This is a genomic window from Streptomyces sp. NPDC020299, from assembly GCF_044387825.1.
In the GTDB taxonomy this organism is placed as follows: Bacteria; Actinomycetota; Actinomycetes; order Streptomycetales; family Streptomycetaceae; genus Streptomyces.
Genome location: NZ_JBIRWL010000009.1, coordinates 14440 through 28683, shown reverse-complemented (window position 1 = coordinate 28683; position 14244 = coordinate 14440). Strand labels below are relative to the sequence as shown.

The following is a 14244-nucleotide window of genomic DNA, read 5'->3' as shown; positions in this document are numbered from 1 at the left end:
GGTCAGTTCACCACCTGTACCAGCGGCCCCTGCCGCCACTCGCCGCCGTTCCGCGGAACAGGAAACCCAGCAGCCATACGACGAGAACTGCCAGGGCGATCCACCAGAGCAACTTCACCGCGAATCCGGCGCCGAAGAGAATGAGCACCAGAAGCAGTACCAGCAGGATGGGAACCATGATGTGAACCTCCTGTGTTCCGGGTTTCCCGGAACACAGGAATCACGCTCATTTCCGGCACAGAATCTCTCCGTGCAGGACGGCGAACCAGCCGTCCTCCCGCTCGCCCCACTCCCGCCACGCCCGTGCCACCGCCGTGAGCTGCTCGGCGGTCGCGTGCCCGCCCTCGATGGCGCGGCCGGCGTAGGAGGAGGCGACGGTACGGTCCGCCCACAGCCCGCTCCACCAGGCCCGCTCCTCGGCCGTGGCGAAGGTCCAGGTGGCGGAGGTGGCCGTGATGTCGGTGAGCCCGGCGGCCAGCGCCCACGACTTCAGCCGGCGCCCGGCGTCCGGCTCGCCGCCGTTCGCCCGGGCCACCCGCCGGTACAGCGCGAGCCAGTCGTCCAGGCCGGGCACCGCCGGGTACCAGGTCATCGCCGAGTAGTCCGAGTCGCGGACGGCGATGAAGCCGCCGGGCTTCGTGACCCGGCGCATCTCGCGCAGCGCCTGCACCGGGTCACCGACGTGCTGCAGCACCTGATGGGCGTGCACGACGCAGAAGGTGTCGTCCGGGTGGTCCAGGGCGTGCACGTCGGCGACCGCGAAGTCGACGTTCGCGAGGCCCCGCCCGGCGGCCGTGGCCCGGGCCTGCTCCAGGACGCCCGGCGCGTGGTCGACGCCGGTGACGTGCCCGTCGGGGACCAGCGCCGCCAGGTCGGCGGTGATGGTCCCCGGGCCGCAGCCGATGTCCAGGATCCGCATGTGCGGCTTGATCGAACCAAGCAGGTACGCCGCGGAGTTGGCGGCGGTCCGCCAGGTGTGCGAGCGCAGCACCGACTCGTGGTGTCCGTGCGTGTATACGGCGGTCTCCTGCGGCTTCGGCATCGCTGTACCCCCTGTGTCGTCGGTGACGTCACCGTACGCCCGCATGCCGCAATGTGAGATACACGTTTTGAAATATGGACTAACGGGGCGTTAGTTCTGGGGCAGCGGGCGGTACACCGTCAGCGCCTCGGGCAGCTTCTCCAGCGTCACCTCGCCCGACACCTCGGTGACCTCGCCGTCGTACGCCAGCGGCGTGCCGGGCTCCACCCCGGCCAGCCGCAGCCGGCCCACCTGCACCGCCGCATGCGCCGGGGAGCGGGTCAGCGGACCCGCCGCGGCGGCGGCGAGCAGACGCAGCGCGGGCCTGCGGCTGCCGTGCACCACCCGGACGTCCAGCAGCCCGTCCGCCAGGTCGGCACGGCGGCCGGGCGCCAGGCCCCTGCGGTGGTAGACGCCGTTGCCGACGAACAGCAGCCACAGCGGCCGGGTCTCGCCGCCGACCTCCACCGCCAGCGGGTGCCGGTCGGCACGCAGCACGCGCAGCGCCCCGAGCACTCCGGCCGACCAGCCGCCGATCCGGCCCGACCAGCGCTCCCGCTCGCGCACCAGCTCCGGGTACACGCCCAGGCTGAGGGTGTTGAGGAAGACGCCCTCGCGGTCGCGGGCGCGGAACCGGCCGATGTCCACCCGCACCGCCTCGCCCTGCCGGACGGCCCCGGCGAGGTCCCGTACGTCCTCCACACCGAGGTCGTAGGCGAAGTGGTTGAGCGTGCCGCCCGGCAGCACCGCGAGCGGCAGACCGTGCCTGAGGGCGACCCCGGCGGCCGCGTTCACCGTGCCGTCGCCGCCGCACACCCCGAGCACCCGGGCCCGCGCGGCCGCCTTCTCCAGCTCGGCCGGCACCTCGCCCGGCTCGCACTCCACTACCTCCGCCATGGGCAGGGCGTCCCGCAGCGCGCGGGCCCGGTCGGCGGTGCCTGAGCCGCTGTTGGCGACGACCACCAGACCGTCGCCCGATTCCAGCGCCGGCGCCTCGGTCCGGGGCCGGGCCGGCGGGCTGCTCTGCGCCCGGGTCGGCACCAGGCCACGGACGGCGTACGCGGCGCCCGCGCCGAGAGCGGCGCCCGCGAGGACGTCGCTCGGGAAGTGCGCACCGGTGTAGACGCGGGACATGGCGACGGAGAACGCCACCGGCGCCACCACCGCACCCCAGCCCGGCGACTCCAGCGCCACCCCGGTGGCGAACGCGGCCGCCGACGCGGAGTGACCCGACGGGAAGGACGTGGTGATCGGCTGCCGCTTCAGCTGTCGCACCAGCGGCACCGGGTCCAGTACCGGCCGCGGCCGGCGCACCGAGCGCTTGCCTAGGGTGTTGACGGTCAGGGAGGCCAGGCTCAGCGAGGCCAGGCCCCGGACGGCGGCCCGGCGGGCGCGCGGGGTGCGGACGGCGGCCATGGCGGCGGCGGTCGCGAACCACAGCACTCCGTGGTTGGCACCGCGGCTCAGCCGCGGCAGCACCCGCTCGGCGCCGGGCCAGTGCCGCTCGGCGGCCACCTCGAACAGCCGGCAGTCCAGGCCGAGCAGCTTGTCACGCAGGACGTGCCTGCCGGGCAGGGGGACGGTGAGGTCGACGTCTGGGCTCATGTGGGTCCGGATACCCTGAAGTGGCCGTTTCTTGTCGGCCCACGGTGCGCCCGAGACCGCCCGACGCGGAAGGACCCCTGCATGCGCCTGCTCCTCATCCGGCACGGCCAGACCCCGACCAACGTCGATTTCCTGCTGGACACCGCCGTACCCGGCCCGGGGCTGACCGAGCTCGGCGAGCGGCAGGCCGCCGCCCTCCCCGAGGCCCTCGCGGGCGAGGACATCGGGGCCGTCTACGCCTCCACCCTCGTCCGCACCCGGCTCACGGCCACCCCGCTGGCCGCCGCCCGCGGCCTGGAGGTGATCGTCCGCGACGGCATCCGCGAGGTGTCGGCGGGCGACCTGGAGATGCTGCCCGGCCACTCCCCGCGGGGCGAGCTGTACATGCGCACGGTGTTCGCGTGGGCGGCCGGGGACACCGCGCCGCGCATACCGGGCGGGGAGAGCGGCACCGAGGCGCTGGCCCGGTACGACGCCGTCGTCGCCGAGGCCGCGGACAGCGGCGCCGGCACCGTCGCCCTGGTCAGCCACGGCGCGGCCATCCGCATGTGGACCGCCGCCCGCGCGGACAACGTGGACGTGCCCTTCGCCGCCGCCCGCCCGCTGGACAACACCGGCGTGGTGGTGCTGGAGGGCTCCCCGTCCGACGGCTGGAAGGCACTGACCTGGCAGGGCACGGTCGTCGCCCCGGCGGGGGAGAGCGGACCGGCCGGGCAGCCCGTCGACGCGGCCGGATAAGCGTTTGCCCCAGGTCGCGGGCGCACCGCAGAATGCCTGGTCATGGGACACCTGGAAGCCGCGCACCTCGAATACCACCTCCCCGACGGGAGGACCCTGCTGGGGGACGTGTCCTTCCGGGTCGGCGAAGGCGCCGCCGTCGCCCTGGTCGGCCCCAACGGCGCCGGCAAGACCACCCTGCTCCGGCTGATCTCCGGCGAGCTGAAACCGCACGGCGGCACCGTCACCGTCAGCGGCGGCCTGGGCGTGATGCGCCAGTTCGTGGGCTCCGTACGGGACGAGACGACCGTGCGCGACCTGCTCGTCTCCGTCGCACCGCCCCGCATCCGGCAGGCCGCGCGGGCCGTCGACAAGGCCGAGCACGCCGTGATGACCGTCGACGACGAGGCCGCCCAGCTGGCCTACGCCCAAGCCCTCGCCGACTGGGCCGAAGCACGCGGGTACGAGGCGGAGACGCTGTGGGACATGTGCACCACGGCCGCGCTCGGCATCCCCTACGAGCGGGCGCAGTGGCGGCAGGTGCGGACCCTCTCCGGCGGCGAGCAGAAGCGGCTGGTCCTCGAGGCGCTGCTGCGCGGCACCGACGAGGTGCTGCTGCTGGACGAGCCGGACAACTACCTGGACGTGCCCGGCAAGCGCTGGCTGGAAGAACGGCTGAAGGAGACCCGCAAGACGGTCCTGTTCGTCTCCCACGACCGTGAACTGCTCGCCCGCGCCGCCGAGAAGATCGTGTCCGTGGAGCCCGGCCCGGCCGGCGCCGACGCCTGGGTGCACGGCGGTGGCTTCGGCACCTACCACGAGGCCCGCCGCGAACGCTTCGCCCGCTTCGAGGAACTGCGCCGCCGCTGGGACGAGAAGCACGCCCAGCTGAAGAAGCTCGTCCTCAACCTCCGCCAGGCGGCCTCCATCAGCCACGAGCTGGCCTCCCGCTACCAGGCGGCGCAGACCAGGCTGCGCAAGTTCGAGGAGGCCGGGCCGCCGCCCGAGCCGCCGCGCGAGCAGGACATCCGTATGCGCCTGAAGGGCGGCCGCACCGGCGTCCGGGCCGTCACCTGCGAAGGCCTCGAACTGACCGGTCTGATGAAACCGTTCGACCTGGAGGTCTTCTACGGCGAACGGGTCGCCGTCCTCGGCTCCAACGGCTCGGGCAAGTCGCACTTCCTGCGCCTGCTGGCCGGCGGCGACGTCGCCCACACGGGCCAGTGGAAGCTGGGGGCGCGGGTCGTGCCCGGGCACTTTGCGCAGACGCACGCCCACCCGGAGCTGGAAGGCCGCACCCTGCTCGACATCCTGTGGAAGGAACACTCCCAGGACCGGGGCGCGGCCATGTCCCGGCTGCGCCGCTACGAGCTCACCCAGCAGGCCGAGCAGTCCTTCGACCGGCTCTCCGGCGGCCAGCAGGCCCGCTTCCAGATCCTCCTGCTGGAACTGGCCGGCGTCACCGCGCTGCTCCTGGACGAGCCGACCGACAACCTGGACCTGGAGTCCGCCGAAGCCCTCCAGGAGGGCCTGGAGGCCTTCGACGGCACCGTCCTCGCGGTCACCCACGACCGCTGGTTCGCCCGTTCCTTCGACCGTTATCTGGTCTTCGGCAGCGACGGCCGGGTCCGCGAGACGCCCGAGCCGGTGTGGGACGAGCGCAGGGTGGAGCGGGCCCGGTAGCCGCGCTCGCCGCTGTCACTTCCAGCGCAGCAGCGTGCCCAGGCCGCCCGCCGGGGTGTCGTCCCCCGTGCCCTCCAGCACCGCCGCCAGGGACAGCGCGGCGGCGTCCGTCGTCACGGCGGAGCGCAGCAGCGCGTCGTCGGCGCGCGCGGACCACGAGTTCTGCTCGCCGAGGATCTGCAGCTCGGTACGGCGCACCGCCAGCTGGTCGGGGTCCTCGCCGATCCACACCTCGCGGTGGGCGTCGGGCCCGTCCGGCCTGATCAGCAGCTCCTCCAGACGGTGCTCCCGGGCGGCCTCCACCAGCTCGGGCACCCCCTCGGCGGCGCCGACGCGGCCCTGGCCGTCCGGGGCGCGCGCGGCACGGAACCGGTCGAGCTCCGCCTCGATCCGGTGGTGCACATGGTCGACGCGCACCTGCTCCACCTCGTCGTCCAGCAGCCTCGAGCCGGTGCCGTGCGCGGACTCCACCACGCGCCCGTGCAGACGCTTCGGCAGCCGCTCGTGCACCTCGCGCCGCTCCCGCTCGTCACCGACCAGGATCAGCAGGTCCGCCCCGGTCTCGTCCTGGCAGACGGCGAGCGCGTCGGCGATCTCCGCCGCGTTGTGCTCCCAGGTGTTCTCCACCTTCAGCTGGAAGTGCCGCTCCGACCAGTCGGCGCTGGACGTGCGGTGGATCGGATGCTGCCGGCCCACGACCGCACCCGCCTTCCGCCGGCCCAGCGCGCTGCGCAGTTCGAAGTCGGCGCCGCGGCGGTCGATGTACGACACGATCGCCAGCGGGTCCTCACCGGCCAGGTCCAGCAGCGGGGCCACCCGAGGCAGCGGCGCCCACACCGCACGGTCGCCCGGCGGGGTGTGCGCCAGGACCGGGTCGAGGGCCACTTCGCCGTGCCGCGCGAACAGGGCCCTGCCATGCTGGTCGGGGGAGTGGCCCAGCGCTTCGATCGCCTCCTCCACCGCCCGGCACGTGGCGTCGTCCGAACCCTGCTCCCCCAGCTCGCGCCCCATCGCCTGGGCGGTCAGGTGCAACTGGTGCGGCGTGTCCTCCGTATGCCGGGAAGTGTCGACGTACACGGAGGCCCAAGGGCCGGACTGTTCGTAGAGTGGATTGAGAAACGCGAGATCCATGGCTCCCTCCCGGATGCCGCTCGGGGGTACTGCGTCCCGGGCGGGTACCCGTACCGCATGAACGAACACGACGAGCGGGACATCACGATGACCGGAGTCGACCCCAGCCGCCTGGACGACCAACAGCTCATGAAGGAGCTGGAGACGATCCACCGCACGCGCCACGACACCCTGCTGTACGGCTCGAACGACGCGCTGCGGGCCCACAACGAACGCATGGCCCAGCTCGAGGGCGAGTACCTGCGCCGCAATCCGCGCCGTCTGGTCGCCGCGGGCCGCACCCGGGAGGGCGCCCGGGAACGCGGCTGCGCTCAGACGGCGACGCCCGACGGTGCCGGCACCTGAAGAAGGGGCTCCCCGCGCGGGGAGCCCCAAGAGGATCGGTGCCGGCCGGCGCTCAGCAGCGCAGCGGAGGCCGCCCCCAGTGCCGGTGGGCCGCGATCGAGGCCACGAACGCCCGGACGAAGTCCGTGTGCGCGGCCCCGGGAGCGGTGTCCGTGACCACGCCCCGGTCGCTGATCATGTGGTGGAACTCCGTCGACACCCTCAGGCCCTCCGGCTCGAGCGCCGACAGGATCCCGACGCCCGACCCGAGCGCGCCGATGGGCTTGCCGTGCCGGTACGCGGAACGGACGAAACGCATCGCGTCCGGGTCGCCGGTGACCGCGGGGGTGCCGGTGGGCCCGCCGGGCAGCAGCACGGCGTCATACAGGACGGAGGCGACCGTAGGCAATGAGCGGTCGACTGTATACGATCGACCGTCCGCCCCCGTCACCGGTTCCTCCGTCGCCGCCAGCGCCTCCACGTTCGCCCCCTCGGCCACCAGCGCCTCCCGTACCGACGCCAGCTGCACGGCGTCCACACCGTCGGCGACCAGCACGGCGATCTGCCGGGTCCGGATCGAACCGTCGCCCCGCAGCGACTCCAGGCTCAGCGCGGGCGAGACCTGCTTGACCTGCGCCGCGCCCTCGGCCGACGGCTCGGGCAACCCGATACCGCGCGCCACCTGCGCCGCCAGATCGCCGTCCACCCTGGCCAGCTGCTCGACCGTCCGCGCCCGCACCGCGCGCGCGTCGACCTTGCCCAGCTCGAACCGGAACGCGGCGACGATGTGCTGCTTCTCCCAGTCGGACATGCTGTGCCAGAACAGCGCGGCCTGACTCCAGTGGTCCTGGAAACTGGGGCTGCGCCGGCGGATCGTCGCACCGTCCACCCGCTCGGCGTAGTGCGTGAACGCCGACCCGCCGGCCCCGGCGTGCGCGGGGCAGCCGCCGCCGAGGGAGTTCGGGAAGTAGTTCGTGCCCCGGTGGATCGCGCCCTGGTGGTAGCCGTCGCGGTGGTTGGTGCGCACCGGCGCCACCGGCCGGTTCACCGGGATCTGCGTGAAGTTGGGGCCGCCCAGCCGGATCAGCTGTGTGTCCAGGTAGGAGAAGTTCCTCGCCTGGAGCAGCGGGTCGTTGGTGAAGTCGATGCCGGGCACCACGTTCGCCGTGTGGAAGGCGACCTGCTCGGTCTCCGCGAAGAAGTTCTCCGGGTTGCGGTCCAGCACCATCCGGCCGATCGGCCGGACCGGCACCTGCTCCTCCGGAATGACCTTCGTCGCGTCCAGCAGGTCGAAGTCGAACGCGAACTCGTCCTCCTCCGGCACCAGTTGGACGCCCAGCTCCCACTCCGGGCACTCGCCCGCCTCGATCGCGAGCCACAGGTCCCGCCGGTTGAAGTCCGGATCGCGGCCCTGGCACTCCTGCGCCTCGTCCCACACCAGGGAATGCGCGCCCAGCTTCGGCTTCCAGTGGAACTTCACGAACGTCCCGCGCCCCTCGGCGTCGACGAACCGGAAGGTGTGCACGCCGAAGCCCTGCATCATCCGGTAGCTGCGCGGGATCGCCCGGTCCGACATCAGCCACATGATCGCGTGCAGCGTCTCCGGCTGCAGCGACACGAAGTCCCACAGGGTGTCGTGCGCCGACGCGCCCGTGGGGATGTCGTTGTGCGGCTCCGGCTTCACCGCGTGCACGAAGTCCGGGAACTTGATGCCGTCCTGGATGAAGAAGACCGGGAAGTTGTTCCCCACCAGGTCGTAATTGCCCTCGGACGTATAGAACTTCGTGGCGAAGCCCCGCACGTCCCGCACCGTGTCCGCCGACCCCTTCGGGCCCTGCACGGTGGAGAACCGCACGAACACCGGCGTTCGCACGGACGGGTCCTGAAGGAACGCGGCCCGTGTGAACTCGGCACAGGACTCGTACGGTTCGAAGAACCCGTACGCGCCCGCACCGCGCGCGTGCACCACCCGTTCCGGGATCCGCTCATGGTCGAAGTGGGTGAGCTTCTCCCGGAAGTGGAAGTCCTCCATCAACGTCGGCCCGCGCTCGCCGACCGTCAGCGAGTCGTCGGTGTGGTCGACGTCGACGCCCTGGTCGGTGGTGAGCGGGCCCGATGCCGGATCCTCGGCGTGATACGCCTCGCGCTGCCGCTGTTTGCCGTCGGAGGGAGTGCCCATCAGCCGGCCTCCCCGGCGAACACATGCAGGAACGCGTCGCAGAACGCCTTCAGGTCGTCCGGCTTGCGGCTGGTGATCAGCTGGTTGGAGCCGGCGTCGCAGATCTTCACCTGCTCGTCCACCCAGGTGCCGCCCGCGTTGCGGATGTCGGTCCGCAGGCTCGGCCACGAGGTCAGCGTCCGGCCCCGTACGACATCCGCCTCGACCAGCGTCCACGGGGCGTGGCAGATCGCGGCGACCGGACGGCGCTGGTCGAAGAAGTCCTTCACGAACGCGACGGCCTTCTCGTCCATCCTGAGGAAGTCCGGGTTGGCCACCCCGCCGGGCAGGACGAGCGCCCCGAACGAGCCGGCCGACGCCTCGCCGACCACCTCGTCCACGGGGAACGTGTCCCCCTTGTCCAGATGGTTGAATGCCTGAATCTTCCCGGACTTCGTCGACACCAGCACCGGCTCGTGCCCGGCCTCCGAAGCCGCCTTCCACGGCTCGGTCAGCTCGACCTGCTCGACCCCCTCGGGAGCCACCAGGAACGCGATACGCATGGCCGGCCTCCTTTCCGTATACGCAATTGCAACGTCTCCGTATTGCGACGTCTTCGAATGGCGACGTCGCAGCCTTGCGACGTCTCAGTCCTCGTCGGTCGCCCGCCACCGGGCGCTGTCGTCCCGGTGGAGCTTCTTCCTCGCCCGGGCCGCCCGACGGCAGCGCAGCAGCTCCTCGCCGTACGGCAGCACACACGCGCCGATCCCGACGCCGATGGCCGCCAGACAGCCGGGCGACAGCGGCCGCCGGCGCGGCACCGGACGCCACGCGTCCGGATCGCCCCGGCCACCGCGCAGCAACGACCGCACCTGGTCGGCGTGCAGGCACATCAGCGCGCTCAGCCCGGCGAACGGCAGCGACTCCAGGAAACTGTGGATGTGCTGCTCGACCGGCTTGACCTCACGGTCGCTGTCCACCGCCGTCCGCACGTCCCACAGTGCCGTCGCCTCATGCACGGCGGCCGCCCCGAGCTGCACCGACAGCAGCAACGGGTTGACCTCGTAGCGCAGGGTCAGCGCGATCGGCAGACCCACCTCGGCCATCATCAGGGTTGGGGGTACCTCCCACGCCCTTAAGGCAGTGGGGGAGGATCAGGGACTCCTTCGTCCCGGCCGTGTCCTCGATGCGGGTGCGCCGGTGCATCACCCAGTCGGCCAGACCCGGTACGAACCAGCCGGGCAGCAGCCCGTACAGCAGGTACCGGGTGGTGGCGTCACCGACATCGACGGTGACGCCCGAGGCGGCGATCTCCGCCGCCTGGCCCCGGCTCATCCGCGGCCCACCAGAGCCTCGGCCAGCTCCTGCACAGTGGTGAACTGATCCTGCCGCGGCAGCCGCGCCACCGCCTCGATCATGGCGTCCGGCGCGTTCTTGCGACGCAGGGTCCGCGCCAGGTCGGCCGGCCCCGCCGGGAACGCGTGGCGCCCCAGAATCCGGGCCAGCTCGAACCGGACCGTCTCCAGCGTGGCACCGGAGCGCCCCGGTACCACCGGGCCGCCCCAGACCTCGGGGTCGTCCTCGGCGGTCGGCTCCGGGTCGTGCCACTCCTCCGTGCGCGTGGGGTGCCCGGACCGGAGCAGGCCCTGGAGCTCGTGTTTCATCTCTTCGTCCCGGTGGACGCTCAGCCGGTCACTGCCTCGCTGCATGTGTCCCTCCAGATCTTCGGGGGTCCGCACCGCGTACCCGGGGACCGCACGCCGACACGGGATCCACCGGGTGAAAACGCGCCGGAAACGACAGCCGCGGCTACTTCCCGTCGTGCCCCGGCAGGAACTCCTGCACCTTCGCCTTGAAACCCCGCTTGATCATCGCCCCGCGGTCCGCGTCGCCCTTGAGGATCGACTCGGCCGTCGCCTCCATCTGCTCCCAGGAGGCGTGCGGCGGAATCGGCGGCACCGCGGGGTCGGTGAGGAACTCCACCACCGAAGGCCCGTCCGCCTCCAGCGCCGCACGCCAGCCCGCCTCCACGTCCTGAGGCTTCTCCACCCGGATCCCGGTCAGCCCCAGGGAACGCGCGAACGCCGCGTACTGCACGTCCGGCAGCTCCTGCGAGGGCAGGAAGGACGGAGCACCCTCCATCGCGCGCATCTCCCAGGTGACCTGGTTGAGGTCCTGGTTGTTCCACACCGCGAACACCAGCCGCGGATCCGTCCACCGGTCCCGGTACTTCGCCGCGGTGATCACCTCGGCCAGCCCGTTCATCTGCATCGCACCGTCACCGACCAGCGCGACCACCGGCCGGTCCGGATGCGCGAACTTCGCTCCGATCGCATACGGCACCCCGGCGCCCATCGTCGCCAGCGTCCCGGACAGCGAACCGCGCATCCCCGGCCGCATGGTGATGTGCCGCGCGTACCAGTTGGCCACCGAACCCGAGTCCGAGGTGAGGATCGCGTTCTGAGGCAGCAGCGGGTCCAGCGCCCGCGCCACGTACTCCGGGTTGATCGGGTCGGCCGACAGATGCGCCCGCCGCTCCATCGTCTCGTGCCAGCGCCGCACGTTCGCGGACACCGTGTCGGCCCACTCCCGGTCCTCGGGCCGGCCCCCGCGGTCGGCCTCCAGCAGCGGGATCAGCCGCTGCAGGGTCGCCTTGGCGTCGCCGACGAGGTTCACCTCGTACGGATAACGCATCCCGACCATGTGCGGATCGAGATCGATCTGCACGCCCCGCGCCTTGCCGAACTCCGGCATGAACTGCGTGTACGGGAACGAGGAGCCGATCGTCAGCAGCGTGTCGCAGTCCCTCATCAGCTCGTACGACGGACGCGTGCCCAGCAGACCGATCGAACCGGTGACGTACGGCAGCTCGTCGCTGAGCACGTCCTTGCCCAGCAGAGCCTTGGCGACGCCCGCGCCGAGCAGCTCCGCGATCCGCTGCACCTCCGCGACCGCCCCGGCGGCGCCCTGCCCGATCAGGATGGCCGGCTTGTCACCGGCGTTCAGGATCTCCGCGGCCCTGCGCAGCGCGTCGTCGGTCGGGATCGCCGTCGACTCGCTCATGCCCAGGCTGGAGGGCACCATCTTGAACTCGTGCGTGGGCGCCGAGTACTCCAGTTCCTGCACGTCGCCCGGGACGATGATCGCCGTGGGGCAGCGACGGGCGTACGCGGTGCGGATCGCCCGGTCCAGTACGTTGGGCAGCTGCTCGGGGACGGTCACCGTCTCCAGGAACTCGGAGGCGACGTCCTTGAACAGCGTGTGCAGGTCGACTTCCTGCTGGTAGGAGCCGCCCATCGCGGTCCGGTGCGTCTGGCCGACGATCGCCAGCACCGGCACATGGTCCAGCTTGGCGTCGTACAGCCCGTTGAGGAGGTGGATGGCCCCCGGCCCCGAAGTCGCCGCGCACACCCCGAGACGCCCGGAGAACTTGGCGTAGCCGACCGCCTGGAAGGCGGACATCTCCTCGTGCCGGGACTGGATGAACCGCGGCTGGTCGTCGGCCCGTCCCCAGGCCGCGAGCAGGCCGTTGATACCGTCGCCGGGATAGCCGAAGACCTGCTCCACACCCCATTCGCGCAGCCGCGCGAGGATGTGGTCGGAGACCTGCGTGCTCATGGAGACACCCTCCAGGTGGTGAGGAAGCGGACGACCCGGTCAGCGGTTTCCGAGTCACCCCACGGGCATGCGGAAAACCTGTGCGGGCCCAGCGGGCCGTCGGAGGGGCGCCGGACGGGTGCCGGACGGGTGTTTGCCCCATCGGGCCGGGGGCAGGCGCAGCAGCACAGTGCTTCGGACAGGAGGCACACCTCCGTGGGAGCGGCGAATCGTCGCCATGGGTGCGTCTGTCCGGACCGGATGCGCTCCCACGGTGACCGTCGAACCCAGCACGTCAGGGGAGTTGCGACGCACCATGCCGAACCGAGCGAGCACGAAGCACCACCCCCACCACGACGCCCCCGACACCGCGGACGCCTTCCGCCGCCTCACCGCCCTCGCGCCCGGAGCCGAACGCGACGCCCTGCGCGACGAGATCGTCGAGGCCTGGCTGCCCATGGCCGAACGGATCGCGGGACGGTTCCGCAACCGCGGCGAGAGCTACGAGGATCTGCGGCAGGTCGCCGCCCTCGGCCTGGTCAAGGCTGTCGACCGGTACGACCCCGAACGCGGCAACGCCTTCGAGAGCTACGCCGTGCCCACCGTCACCGGCGAGATCAAGCGGCACTTCCGCGACCACATGTGGACCCTGCACGTGCCCCGCCGGGTCCAGGACCTGCGCAACCGGGTACGGTTCGCCGGCCAGGACCTCTCCCAGACCATCCCCGGCCGCCGTCCCACCGTCGCGGAGATCGCCCAGCACGCCAACATGACCGAGGAGGACGTCCGGGTCGGCCTGGAGGCACTGGAGAGCTTCTCCGCGCTGTCCCTGGACGCCGAACTGCCGGGCAGCGACGACGGCTACTCCCTCAGCGACGCCCTCGGCGCCCCCGACCCCGCGCTCGACACCGTCGTCGACCGAGAGGCCGTCAAACCCCGGCTGGCCGCTCTGCCCGAGCGCGAGCGGGCCATCCTGTACATGCGGTTCTTCCGTGACATGACCCAGAGCCGGATCGCCGAGCAGATGGGCATCTCCCAGATGCACGTCTCCCGGCTGATCAGCCGCTGCTGCGACCGGCTGCGCGAGCAGGTGATGAGGGACGTGGCGTAGGACGGCAAGGACGGCGCCGGACGTGAGGTGAGACCCGCGGGACCGAAACCCGCCGGACCGCCGCATCACCCGGAAGGCCCCCGGGCGTCCCGCCAATGGGCTCCGGCCGCGCGCGGCGCGCGGTGCGGCGGGCTGTGATGGCAAGCGAGGACGCGCAGGCCGCGCCCGTCGCAGCCGCCGTCGCAGCCGTCGTTCCGAGGAGCCCGTACCATGCGCCGCACCGCACGCGCCCTGTCCGTCGCCGTCCTCGCCGCGGCCGCGTTCGCCGTCGCGCCGGACGCGTACGCGAAACCCGTCTCCGCGTCCTGTCCGGGTGGTGCCGCGGTCACCGGCACCGACGGCCGGTCCGATGCCGTCGGCCCCGACGCCACCCGTGCGAGTACCACCGGTCCGGACGCCAAGCCCTGCATGGCCGGGCAGGACGAGGGCGGACGGGATGACGGCGCGTGGGACGCCGGCGGACAGGATGCCGGCGGACAGAACGCCGGGGGACAGGACACCGGGGGACAGAACGCCGGGGGACAGAACGCCGGCGGACAGGACACCGGTGGCCGGGACGAAGGCGCGTGGGACACCGGAGGACAGGATGCCGGCGGACAGGACACCGGTGGGCGGGGCGACGCCGGCCACGACTGCGCCGAGTTCCCCGGTGACCCCTCCTGCGCCCCGCCCACCGTCCCGCACGGCGCGCACGCGGGCGAGGGCGGCACCTTCGACGCGTCCGTGCCCGCGCTGGCGGCCGGCGCGGTGCTGATCGCGGCGGCGGGCGCGGGCGCGGTGTACCGGATGCACCGGCGCACCTCTGGGTACCCGTGGCACTGGAGAGTCCCCGGAGCCCCCGGAGCATCACGACACAGCGATGGCCCGTGACGGCAACGGGGACAGGACGGGCCAGGA

The 14244-nt window shown here is 72.3% G+C and carries 14 protein-coding genes; 5 read left to right on the top strand and 9 right to left on the bottom strand.

Features of this window, described 5'->3' with window-relative positions; all coding sequences use genetic code 11:
- Positions 1–7 precede the first annotated feature (7 nt).
- The 3 genes from ACH45E_RS23035 to ACH45E_RS23025 all read right to left on the bottom strand — a co-directional run bounded on the left by ACH45E_RS23035 (position 8) and on the right by ACH45E_RS23025 (position 2626).
- Positions 8–178 (bottom strand): hydrophobic protein, encoded by a 171-nt coding sequence (locus ACH45E_RS23035; protein ID WP_132850155.1) that lies wholly within the window; start codon positions 176–178, stop codon positions 8–10.
- 48 nt (positions 179–226) lie between these two features.
- A complete protein-coding gene (locus ACH45E_RS23030; RefSeq protein ID WP_361439274.1) occupies positions 227–1042 on the bottom strand; it encodes a class I SAM-dependent methyltransferase in 816 nt (271 codons plus the stop codon).
- A 90-nt stretch (positions 1043–1132) separates the two neighbouring features.
- Complete coding sequence (locus ACH45E_RS23025; RefSeq protein WP_361439272.1) at positions 1133–2626, bottom strand: phosphatase PAP2 family protein; 1494 nt, start codon at positions 2624–2626, stop codon at positions 1133–1135.
- 81 nt (positions 2627–2707) lie between these two features.
- On the opposite strand from ACH45E_RS23025, the gene ACH45E_RS23020 reads away from it, so the two are divergent.
- Positions 2708–3364 (top strand): histidine phosphatase family protein, encoded by a 657-nt coding sequence (locus ACH45E_RS23020; protein WP_361439270.1) that lies wholly within the window; start codon positions 2708–2710, stop codon positions 3362–3364.
- A gap of 42 nt (positions 3365–3406) precedes the next feature.
- Complete coding sequence (locus ACH45E_RS23015; protein ID WP_361439268.1) at positions 3407–5026, top strand: ATP-binding cassette domain-containing protein; 1620 nt, start codon at positions 3407–3409, stop codon at positions 5024–5026.
- A 15-nt stretch (positions 5027–5041) separates the two neighbouring features.
- Here ACH45E_RS23015 and ACH45E_RS23010 read toward each other — a convergent pair whose 3' ends face one another.
- Positions 5042–6157, bottom strand: coding sequence for a Vms1/Ankzf1 family peptidyl-tRNA hydrolase (locus ACH45E_RS23010; protein ID WP_361439266.1), 1116 nt, complete (start codon positions 6155–6157; stop codon positions 5042–5044).
- Positions 6158–6214: 57 nt separating this feature from the next.
- Here ACH45E_RS23010 and ACH45E_RS23005 point away from each other — a divergent pair, with 57 nt between their 5' ends.
- Complete coding sequence (locus ACH45E_RS23005; RefSeq protein WP_361439264.1) at positions 6215–6502, top strand: DUF6158 family protein; 288 nt, start codon at positions 6215–6217, stop codon at positions 6500–6502.
- A gap of 52 nt (positions 6503–6554) precedes the next feature.
- Here ACH45E_RS23005 and ACH45E_RS23000 read toward each other — a convergent pair whose 3' ends face one another.
- The 5 genes from ACH45E_RS23000 to ACH45E_RS22980 form a co-directional block, all read right to left on the bottom strand.
- Entirely contained in the window at positions 6555–8660 is a 2106-nt protein-coding gene (locus tag ACH45E_RS23000; protein WP_361439262.1) for a catalase, read from the bottom strand.
- The gene (locus tag ACH45E_RS22995) at positions 8660–9202 is read right to left on the bottom strand and encodes a type 1 glutamine amidotransferase domain-containing protein (RefSeq protein ID WP_361439260.1); all 543 of its coding nucleotides are present in this window, start codon (positions 9200–9202) and stop codon (positions 8660–8662) included. Before ACH45E_RS22995 ends, ACH45E_RS23000 begins: the two co-directional genes overlap by 1 nt.
- Before the next feature lie 84 nt (positions 9203–9286).
- On the bottom strand, positions 9287–9736 hold the full coding sequence (locus ACH45E_RS22990) for a hypothetical protein (protein ID WP_399041333.1): 450 nt from the start codon (positions 9734–9736) through the stop codon (positions 9287–9289).
- Positions 9737–9970: 234 nt separating this feature from the next.
- Complete coding sequence (locus ACH45E_RS22985) at positions 9971–10348, bottom strand: DUF2795 domain-containing protein (protein ID WP_361439258.1); 378 nt, start codon at positions 10346–10348, stop codon at positions 9971–9973.
- Positions 10349–10448: 100 nt separating this feature from the next.
- Entirely contained in the window at positions 10449–12257 is a 1809-nt protein-coding gene (locus tag ACH45E_RS22980; RefSeq protein WP_361439256.1) for a thiamine pyrophosphate-requiring protein, read from the bottom strand.
- A gap of 295 nt (positions 12258–12552) precedes the next feature.
- On the opposite strand from ACH45E_RS22980, the gene ACH45E_RS22975 reads away from it, so the two are divergent.
- Together ACH45E_RS22975 and ACH45E_RS22970 are read left to right on the top strand one after the other, a co-directional pair.
- Entirely contained in the window at positions 12553–13347 is a 795-nt protein-coding gene (locus ACH45E_RS22975; protein ID WP_361439254.1) for an RNA polymerase sigma factor SigF, read from the top strand.
- 210 nt (positions 13348–13557) lie between these two features.
- Complete coding sequence (locus ACH45E_RS22970; protein ID WP_361439252.1) at positions 13558–14217, top strand: hypothetical protein; 660 nt, start codon at positions 13558–13560, stop codon at positions 14215–14217.
- The last annotated feature ends 27 nt before the right edge of the window (positions 14218–14244 follow it).

Bases quoted from the DNA above. Each gene is read 5' to 3' on its own strand.
- ACH45E_RS23035 (WP_132850155.1), bottom strand. From the start codon at position 178: ATGGTTCCCATCCTGCTGGTACTGCTTCTGGTGCTCATTCTCTTCGGC.
- ACH45E_RS23030 (WP_361439274.1), bottom strand. From the start codon at position 1,042: ATGCCGAAGCCGCAGGAGACCGCCGTATACACGCACGGACACCACGAG.
- ACH45E_RS23025 (WP_361439272.1), bottom strand. From the start codon at position 2,626: ATGAGCCCAGACGTCGACCTCACCGTCCCCCTGCCCGGCAGGCACGTC.
- ACH45E_RS23020 (WP_361439270.1), top strand. From the start codon at position 2,708: ATGCGCCTGCTCCTCATCCGGCACGGCCAGACCCCGACCAACGTCGAT.
- ACH45E_RS23015 (WP_361439268.1), top strand. From the start codon at position 3,407: ATGGGACACCTGGAAGCCGCGCACCTCGAATACCACCTCCCCGACGGG.
- ACH45E_RS23010 (WP_361439266.1), bottom strand. From the start codon at position 6,157: ATGGATCTCGCGTTTCTCAATCCACTCTACGAACAGTCCGGCCCTTGG.
- ACH45E_RS23005 (WP_361439264.1), top strand. From the start codon at position 6,215: ATGAACGAACACGACGAGCGGGACATCACGATGACCGGAGTCGACCCC.
- ACH45E_RS23000 (WP_361439262.1), bottom strand. From the start codon at position 8,660: ATGGGCACTCCCTCCGACGGCAAACAGCGGCAGCGCGAGGCGTATCAC.
- ACH45E_RS22995 (WP_361439260.1), bottom strand. From the start codon at position 9,202: ATGCGTATCGCGTTCCTGGTGGCTCCCGAGGGGGTCGAGCAGGTCGAG.
- ACH45E_RS22985 (WP_361439258.1), bottom strand. From the start codon at position 10,348: ATGCAGCGAGGCAGTGACCGGCTGAGCGTCCACCGGGACGAAGAGATG.
- ACH45E_RS22980 (WP_361439256.1), bottom strand. From the start codon at position 12,257: ATGAGCACGCAGGTCTCCGACCACATCCTCGCGCGGCTGCGCGAATGG.
- ACH45E_RS22975 (WP_361439254.1), top strand. From the start codon at position 12,553: ATGCCGAACCGAGCGAGCACGAAGCACCACCCCCACCACGACGCCCCC.
- ACH45E_RS22970 (WP_361439252.1), top strand. From the start codon at position 13,558: ATGCGCCGCACCGCACGCGCCCTGTCCGTCGCCGTCCTCGCCGCGGCC.